This window comes from Sulfoacidibacillus thermotolerans (assembly GCF_003144315.1).
Taxonomy (GTDB): domain Bacteria; phylum Bacillota; class Bacilli; order Alicyclobacillales; family SLC66; genus Sulfoacidibacillus; species Sulfoacidibacillus thermotolerans.
Genome location: NZ_MPDK01000044.1, coordinates 1 through 8,037 on the forward strand (window position 1 = coordinate 1; position 8,037 = coordinate 8,037).

Consider the following 8,037-nt stretch of genomic DNA (forward strand, 5'->3'; position numbering starts at 1 on the left):
TATTCCTTCGCCGCCTTCAAAAACGCCTTCTTCCATGCAGGCAAATCTCCTTCGTCGTCACCTTGCCTCTCTGTTTCGCTTGCCACGATCTTTTCCGGCTTTTTCTCCGTTCCCCTCATCGCTTCTTCTACGATCTGTTTCAATGACTTTTTCAATTCTACAAATTTAGATTCAACCACTTCATCCACCGTTTCAAGAATCGCCGAGTCCATTCGATCAAGAAGCGGTGCAATCTCTTCTTGGATTAACGTCCGCACTTCATTTGCTGTCATGTCGCTTTCCCCTTGCCGTTCGCGCAGTTGATCCATTAGCTTAGAGTCGATTTGCAGTTGTCGTAAAATCAACTGCCGCGCCCACTGATTTTTTGATGCAGGTGGCAATTGATTGAGAATCAGCATATCGTCTTCGTAAACAGGAACGCAAATTCGCATAACACGTTTTGGTTTCAATAAAATCATCTCCTTAAAAAAAGGAGCGCAATAGAAAATATCTATTGCGCTCAGGAGGGAGATAGGAGGCGAAACGTATAAAGTGAACCGTATAAGGATGCAATGTATCTGCACATGAAATGTGCAGGTTAAAGTATGCCTTCTTATGAGCAAAGGGCAGGGTAAGAATTTTTCCGAATTTCTTTGATTCAACTCAAATTCGGACATCTTAGAATCAAATCCAAGAAGCAGGTACAACCCAATTACTTTGACTCGAATAATTCTCTCCAGCAATCGCAATCATGGTTCCCTTCACTTTTTTTGTTGTATCATAAACCCATTGTCTCACTGTGTTTCTGTTTTGTGGCGCATGAGTTCCAGTAGCAGTCATCCATATTCCCCATCCATGTTGCTTAATTTTAGGTATTGCCCACCACTCTTGTTCAGGATTGATTCCACTGCGCCCATTCGAGATGACCCAATTTTCTGCTAGCCACGCATCTCCTTTCATTGGATGAAGGGAAAGCAACACGGATGGCGTATAGACGTTCACAAGTGCATGTAACTTTGCACGATGAACTTCGTTAAGTGCAAACGTTCTTCGCGCTGCATCTACTCCGTATGAAGGCCCTGCACAATCCAATAAAATTCCAGAGACATGAAGTTTTTTCCATAAAACGATTTCGCGTTCTATTTGTTCATCTGTGTGATGAGGTTCACCATTTGTAACACCAATTGAAATATATCCATACCAACGTATTTGCGGTAGCCAAGACTCCAACTTTTGAATCGAATGGATTTCATTGTTTTGTGACCACTCGTCTCCACTTCCTAAAACGACAGCCGAATACCCTTGAATAGTACGCGAAAATTTCAAAAGACGATGCTGGTTTTCTGGAATCCACCCATAATAAATGAGAAAAGGTTTCACGGGATCGTGCGGAATGGATCGCTTTGCGCTTTGCGAGTGCGGTGTTTCTTTACGCGAAAGCAAAGTTAAGAAGTCCGCAATCACCTCTGGCCGGCTCTCTTTGCAGCGAGAGCACGCCGCACCGCGTTCAGGGATATTTAACCAATATCCTTGAACCCACTTCATCGTTATTTGTTCATCCAAAAGAAGTGTGTTTGCAGAAACATTTTGTCCTGAAGGAGCGCTGCTCAACCCCGCAAACACAGGGATCGATGAATGAACAGAGCGAATCTGTTGTACAGATTCCTGTATGAAATTCAAATAGGCCGCAGGTGTGCTCTCCACCCCTTGCGCTTGAATCTCAAATTGATTCACAATATGCGCACTGTTAGCTGGAATGCGTAGCGTGATATATTGCGAATCAATTCTCCCATGCGGATACAACGCGCGAGCAAGATCAGTTGCGGGTGTAAATAAAACATTTAGATGTTGCTGACGCGCGAAGTTCTCTGTTTCGCGAAGTGTTTGTACAAAATTTATTTGTTCAGAAATTGGGGTAAACGACCAATGTTCTAAATCAAGCACGATGCCTGTGATATTCTTGTGGCTTTTTGCATACTGTACATCTTCCTGAACAAGCAAAAGGCTGGTTGCATCTAAGTAACGTCGCACACGCCAATTTGCAAGCCATTTTGGTTCCGGCTTTCGCCCAGTAATCAAAATGGTACTCGGTTGATCTAGCATTTGCTGCACGAGAGACCAGTGTGAGGTAGTATGTAATTTCATAACAGCTGATTGTGCAATGATCCAAGATGGTTTTGAAACTTTCGAGGTCGCTGCAAACGCGCTGTGTGATGGAACTCCGCTTGTTGTAACTGATATTGCAGATAAACCAATCAACAGCCAAAGTTTTTTTGCAAAGCGCATTCTATTACCTTCTCTCTGCGTGCTTTAGAAAAGTATACAAGAAAGAGGCTCTCTGTTGACGAGAACCTCTTCTTTCTTGTGTTTAAAATTTCGAACTAACAACCAACTTTATACTGCGTTTCGCTGGAATCTCGATTGCTTCGCCAGTTTGCGGGTTGCGGCCCGTTCGCGCAGCGCGTGTTATGGCTTTTAGTTTCCCGACGCCCGCAATCGTGAATTCACCGCCAGCTCTCAATTCTTCGGCGATTGTTTCTTGGAACGCCGCCCACAAAGTTTCTAATTCCGTTTTGGGTGCGCCAGTTTTTTCCTTTACCGCTGCGAGCAAAGCATCTTTGGTCATCAGCTTCTACTTCCTTTCAAGATTTGATTTGAGTGCGAAATCGCAAAGGGTGTCGGTTAAAACTACACTCCTCAACCAAGAGGGGGAGGGTAAGTATTTTTTCTCGCTTTTGCGTTTCGGCAAATCACGGAACCAAAACACCACAATCAAACCGTGTGCCAGAATGAGCTACGATGAACTTTTGTGCTTTTGGAACCAAAACGCCACAATCAAACTGCGTGCCAGAATGAGCCACGGTGAACTTTTGTGCTTTTGGGGCAAAAACACCGCAATCATACTGCGTGCCAGAATGAGTCGCGGTGAACTTTTGTGCTTTTGGAACCAAAACACCACAATCAAACCGTATGCCAGAATGAGCTACGGTGAACTTTTGTGCTTTTGGGGCAAAAACACCGCAATCAAACTGCATGCCAGAATGAGCTACGGTGAACTTTTGTGCTTTGGGGCAAAAACACCGCAATCAAACTGCATGCCAGAATGAGCTACGGTGAACTTTTGTGCTTTTGGAACCAAAACACCACAATCAAACTGCGTGCCAGAATGAGCCACGGTGAACTTTTGTGCTTTTGGAACCAAAACACCACAATCAAACCGTGTGCCAGAATGAGCTATGATGAACTTTTGCTTTTTGGAACTGGAAAAAACAATACAAATTTTGTTTTGTTTTTTCCAGTTTTACGCCTAGCAAACCATAAAAATCCCCTTTTTTATCCGTCAAAAATCTAAATCTAGGGGCAGGGCAAAACATCTGCCACAACCTGCAACATCCTTACTGCTGCAAGGGAAAGCACCCTGCTACAAATCTGCAACACACCTGCAACAACCTGCCACAGCAAATTGGAAGTGATTTTTGGGAATCAACGAACCTCAATTCGCCAAACTGTTCCGTCTCTAACACGCTCTTTTTCAATTTGAACCCCTTTTTCAGCCAGCCAATCCTTTGCACGACCCAGCAACTTCCCAAACGCAACAATCCCTATATCAAGAAAATCTTCTTCTGCTGCATCATCAGCGAGTTGCTCAAGGAGTTCGCTCGTTTTCCCTTCCCACGTACCAACTTCCCGCGCCATTTCTACAAGAATTTCAAGCAGTGGGAGTTCGTCTTCTGTAGGTTGATACCCTTTTGCTTTCGCTTTGGTTGGTTTTTTTGTCGGGGTTTCTTTCTCCTCTTCATCGGTAGGACGGAAAGAACGCAAGTATGCAAAATATTCATCGATTTCCTGATCCACTTTGCCTCGATGCGCCCCGTCCCTAGCGGAAAGTTCCTTCGCTTTAGCAAGCGCCCAATTCTGTGCCTCGGTCATTTGCGCAACATCTTCATAAACCGCAACCTCGCCGTTTCGAAGGTAAATGACAGGCGGATCAGACTTTACCATCAACGAAAACGGCTCCCCGTTAATCGACGTATATGCGGCAACACGGCCGGTCGGCAATCCTTGCAGAGTGGTGGGTTCGAAAGAATAATTCATCATTTCAACCATAGCGTTGGCGGAACTTGGCCCTAGCGTGCACGTGAGAAATGTTCCCATATTTTCTGTGATGGATTTCAGTAAAATCCCATTGAATTGTTCAGGGAACTGTGTGATTAAGCCAAGGCTAAGCCCGAATTTCCGGTCTTCCGCGATGACCTTTTCAAGGATTGGGATTTGAACTAAGTGAGCCTCATCGATCATGAGAATATGTGGTTTAGAGATGTCCGCAGGGCGCGATTTGGCCGTGATATGATAGCGCATCAAAACTTGGCCGCCAACAAGCCCGACATTCTTTGGTTCTAGGTTCAGCGTGTTAATGAGAATGATGTGCCCTTCATCCATCCATTCCCGGATGTTGAGCATCCATCGCGTTTGCCCGAATATGCGGCGCATCGCTGGTTTTTGTAGCAGTGGTCGCAAACGGTTAAGCAACGGATCGAGCGATTTTGGTTTCAAATCCTCGCCAGTCATATCCCAAAACTCCTGTACAAGCGGGTCCAGAATGTCAATGTTCTCCCGCATCGCAGGGTATTGAAGGACGCTGGTAAGCCCTAGGATGGTATGCTCAACCCGTCGGTCATAGAGCAGCGTCATCACGCCGTTTTCGATCAGACGTTCGGTGAACACGGCATCGCCACCATACGCACTCTTAATGACATCGAGAACTCCACCTGCAACAGCTGCGTAGTCCTCGCCGGGTGTATGATAGAGAAGATTCAACCCAACGGGAAATTCCGATTCCGGCGTGAGATCAATGTAATGTACTTTCTCCCATGGAATGTGATTCCCTTGCTGTTCCATGTGCAACAATCGATTCAAGACGATGGTCAAAGTAGACCCAGCAGGGTCAACATAAGTAAACCCCGGCGCTTGATCTGGAGATTCCACCCAATCATCTAGCATCGATTGAATCATCTGGATTGCCGTAGATGATTTTCCTGAACCATTTTTCCCGCCCATGAAAAAGTGACGCAAAAATTGCTGCTTTGGGATTTTTACAAGACGCGGCGGTTTAACCGGATGAATCAATCGGCCTACGGCAATTCCTTTGGTTAATTGATCATCGTCAAGCGTTTGTTCTCCCGGTTTCATCCCGACAATCAGTTTTTGCATCTTCTCTTTTTTCATGTTCGGCAGCCGAATCAGCCTTGAGAGTTCTTCTTCACTCCACAACCAATCCGATTCTTTCCCTTTTCCTTGATCAAGAACGAAGCGATGTTCTTTTTCGAACTGTCGGTTCAGATTGACTGCGATTTTTTCATACACATGAGCGTTTTCGTCCTTCACACCCATGTGTATTTTCACGCGATAATACGTGGTGTTTTCGTTTTTCCTTTTCTGAATACGTGCTAGACGATCTTTTTCTTCTGGAGAGAGGGATGTTTTTTCTTTTGAAGAAGAAGAAGAAGAACGTTTTCCCGAAAAAGGAGTCCCCCCCGCTGCCGTGATCGTTTCTGCATCAAAAGGGTTAAGGGCATGAGCAATTTTTTTGGCTGTTTGAAAGAAATCTCCGCCGTCACGAGCTTCCCCTTTTCCTGTAAGACTTTGCATAAATTCGTAAGCGGGCCGTTGTTCAAATTTCACTTCAAGATAACTTCCAGATTCCAAAGCGGACAAAACGGCTTCTAAACTTCCATCAAGGTTCAACATGCCACCTACAATGCCATAGCGATGTAGACTTTTCGTTGGGTACGAGGTGGGTTCAGAAACTTCTTGCAAGTCAATGTGCATGATTTCCTCATGCAGGTTTTTCTTTAGTTGATTTCTTTTCGTTTCTTCACACCCAACATAAATCACAATTTTCCCATTCTCATTCTTTTGAAAACGAAACGCGACGACTTCCGTTCCTTGAACGAGTTTGGATGGAAGTCGATCCGCCTCTTTGTACTCCTCGTTCATGAAAGGAATGATTTGCGTCCATGCAAAGGATTGCTCTTTGCGAGAAGGTTCGTTTTTGCACCAAAAGGGTTTCGTTTTTGTTTCTCCGAATCGAAAATTCTTCATCCGATCAAGCGGGTTTTCTTCTTTCATCCAGTCTGGTTTCGTTTGAATCTCGCCGAATTGAAAGGATTTGAGCCTTTCGCTCCACGTGCCACGTGCATCTTCTTTTTGCGAAGAGCGAGAAGCGTCATCTTGCAAATTTGGGTTCCGCCGAAGCGGTGGTGGTGGCATTTTTGACATAAAAAATCCCCCTTTCGTCAAAAGGGGGCAGAGTAAGAAATTTTAGTATCGAAGCAGCGTTGGATCAATCGCGATACCCAAAATGCCCACCACAACAAGAAGAAAAATTGCTAACCGAATCATTGTTTTGGCCACACGAAAAACAAACAAAAAGAGAAGCATCGCAACCAAAAGGATACTTCCTAAAATTGTAGGATTCGACAAACTGCGCACCTTCTTTTGTTTCGCTTAGTATCCTTTGTACTTGCCAGAAACCACGCCCGGAATGTCCCACGGCACAGTCCAAGCTCCTTGAATGCGCCCAAGGGCTGCAATCGCGTTGTCCAGAGGGTTCCAAATGTCGTCATAAGGCGAAATTTCGTACTCCCGAAACGTACTTGGAAGCACTTGCATCAACCCGGATGGACTTCCACCGTCGGAGATATATTTCGGATTGTAGGCATCGGGATTATATCCACTTTCGTGATAGGCGATGGTCACGAGATAGGGAAGCCACGTTTCATTGGCCCCTCCAGCGATTCCATGCGTAGCGTTATATTGCATGCGAATACGAATGGCTTCTCGAAAAATCGCGATCAATTGTTGCGGGGGCAAAGGAACGCCTTTACTAGGCGGTAATCCCCCTCCGATCATGCCGTCTAAAATAGATAAAGCGGCGGGGTCACAAAAATTTTGATCAAGCAAAAGTGCTTGCCGAAAAAGCAGCTGTTGATCACTGATGCGTGGCAACACATCAAACGCCTTTTCCGCTTCGTACAGTGGCGCATAATTCTTATGAATCAACGTCGCCCCTAAGAGCACAACGTGTTGCGTTCCGCTTCCACCAATTATTTCCCACTGCGTCTTCCAAACACCGTTGTATCGCGTGATCGTATTCAACACCATCTTGGTTCGGTACGTCACAAATTCTTTTATGCCGTTTTTTGTGTGTAAGATATGAACGACACGCAATGAAACGGGGACAAACGACGCTGCACGTGGTTGCAATTTCGCAATAATGTAAGCCATTGTCCGATAAGGGTTTGATGAATCCGTTCTTGCTCCAAGTTCGTGAAACGCTTCAAGTAGTCCATAGGGTAATCCTAAGTGAAGCTGCTGGATTTGTTGTTTTTCTTCTGCCGTCAGCCCGATCTGTCCATTAGATAAATGAATGGTTTGCATCCAATGAGAAGATTGTTTTTTATACTCTTGTTGCTGTTGAGGTGAAAATATCTCAATTGGATTTTGAATCGTTGAACCCGCAGAAAGCGCGGCAACAAAGAAAACCACAAGGAGGATGGGAACCAAAAGAATCCCCGTCCCCACTAGCACTTGCCATTTCACCCCTGATTGTATCGTGCGAATTGCTTCTTTGTTACGAAGGAGTGAACGTGCCGCACCCATTACATCGCCAGATGACATTTTTGCAGCCATCGCCGTTGCATCTTTTATGGCAGCCAGCTTTTCCTTTGCTCTATCCTTGGACTCCATTTACAACGCCTTTTGCCACTGCGCGGCGTGTGGCAATGCCCCAGGGATCTCCCACACGTGCCCATTTTTCCAAACATACGTATCAGGGAGTCCGCTTATTACTGTGCCAAACGGATTCGTGAAATCATACACAATCGGCCAACTGATATGGGTTTGTGACACCAGTTCTTGTGTTTCTGCGACCGCTTGCTGTTGCGTAAAAGTAGACGGGAATCCTGTACTAATGCTGATATGGGTTTGTGACACTTGTTTTTTTGTTTCTGCGACCGCTTGCTGTGGCGTAAAAGTTGACGGGAATCCTTTACTAAT

The 8,037-nt window shown here is 45.3% G+C and carries 7 protein-coding genes and 1 pseudogene; 1 reads left to right on the plus strand and 7 read right to left on the minus strand.

Going from position 1 to position 8,037, the window contains the following annotated elements; all coding sequences use genetic code 11:
• The 3 genes from BM613_RS13660 to BM613_RS13670 form a co-directional block, all read right to left on the minus strand.
• On the minus strand, positions 1-449 hold a 449-nt coding region (locus tag BM613_RS13660), incomplete at its 3' end, for a hypothetical protein (protein WP_146192832.1).
• 214 nt (positions 450-663) lie between these two features.
• Complete coding sequence (locus tag BM613_RS13665; protein ID WP_109431722.1) at positions 664-2,265, minus strand: hypothetical protein; 1,602 nt, start codon at positions 2,263-2,265, stop codon at positions 664-666.
• A gap of 82 nt (positions 2,266-2,347) precedes the next feature.
• Positions 2,348-2,605: an HU family DNA-binding protein gene (locus BM613_RS13670; protein ID WP_109431723.1), complete on the minus strand. Its 258-nt coding sequence runs from the start codon at positions 2,603-2,605 to the stop codon at positions 2,348-2,350.
• A gap of 49 nt (positions 2,606-2,654) precedes the next feature.
• Between BM613_RS13670 and BM613_RS15220 the strand changes: the two genes are divergently transcribed.
• Positions 2,655-3,086, plus strand: a complete 432-nt coding sequence (locus BM613_RS15220) for a hypothetical protein (RefSeq protein ID WP_181363182.1) — start codon at positions 2,655-2,657, stop codon at positions 3,084-3,086.
• A 376-nt stretch (positions 3,087-3,462) separates the two neighbouring features.
• Here the strand turns inward: BM613_RS15220 and BM613_RS13685 are convergent, their stop codons facing one another.
• The 4 genes and pseudogenes from BM613_RS13685 to BM613_RS15230 form a co-directional block, all read right to left on the minus strand.
• A complete protein-coding gene (locus tag BM613_RS13685; protein WP_109431726.1) occupies positions 3,463-6,258 on the minus strand; it encodes a type IV secretory system conjugative DNA transfer family protein in 2,796 nt (931 codons plus the stop codon).
• 42 nt (positions 6,259-6,300) lie between these two features.
• Entirely contained in the window at positions 6,301-6,462 is a 162-nt protein-coding gene (locus tag BM613_RS15225) for a hypothetical protein (RefSeq protein ID WP_181363166.1), read from the minus strand.
• A 24-nt stretch (positions 6,463-6,486) separates the two neighbouring features.
• Positions 6,487-7,728 carry a transglycosylase SLT domain-containing protein gene (locus BM613_RS13690; protein ID WP_109431727.1) on the minus strand — a complete coding sequence of 414 codons (1,242 nt, stop codon included), beginning with the start codon at positions 7,726-7,728 and terminating at the stop codon, positions 6,487-6,489.
• Positions 7,729-8,037: pseudogene (locus BM613_RS15230) on the minus strand (hypothetical protein); the annotation flags it as partial.

Coding starts and splice junctions, on each gene's coding strand:
- BM613_RS13670 (WP_109431723.1), bottom strand. CDS start 2,605: ATGACCAAAGATGCTTTGCTCGCAGCGGTAAAGGAAAAAACTGGCGCA.
- BM613_RS13665 (WP_109431722.1), bottom strand. CDS start 2,265: ATGCGCTTTGCAAAAAAACTTTGGCTGTTGATTGGTTTATCTGCAATA.
- BM613_RS13685 (WP_109431726.1), bottom strand. CDS start 6,258: ATGTCAAAAATGCCACCACCACCGCTTCGGCGGAACCCAAATTTGCAA.
- BM613_RS13690 (WP_109431727.1), bottom strand. CDS start 7,728: ATGGAGTCCAAGGATAGAGCAAAGGAAAAGCTGGCTGCCATAAAAGAT.